This is a genomic window from Halomonas sp. MCCC 1A11062 (genome assembly GCF_021404355.1).
Taxonomy (GTDB): Bacteria; Pseudomonadota; Gammaproteobacteria; order Pseudomonadales; family Halomonadaceae; genus Halomonas; species Halomonas aerodenitrificans.
On record NZ_JABFTW010000096.1, the window covers coordinates 1 to 243 of the forward strand.

At 56.8% G+C, this 243-nt stretch carries 1 rRNA gene; it reads right to left on the reverse strand.

Annotation, left to right across the window (positions count from 1 at the left end):
• A 23S ribosomal RNA gene (locus tag HOP58_RS22955) occupies nucleotides 1-242 on the reverse strand; the annotation flags it as partial.
• Nucleotide 243 lies beyond the last annotated feature (1 nt).

The following is a 243-nucleotide window of genomic DNA, read 5'->3' on the forward strand; positions in this document are numbered from 1 at the left end:
GAGGAGACCGCCCCAGTCAAACTACCCACCACACACTGTCCTCGATCCGGATCACGGACCTGAGTTAGAACGCCAATGATGCCAGGCTGGTATTTCAAGGTTGGCTCCGCCCGAACTGGCGCCCGGGGTTCCTAGCCTCCCAGCTATCCTACACAAGCAACATCAGCGTCCAGTGTGAAGCTATAGTAAAGGTTCACGGGGTCTTTCCGTCTAGCCGCGGGTACACAGCATCTTCACTGCGAT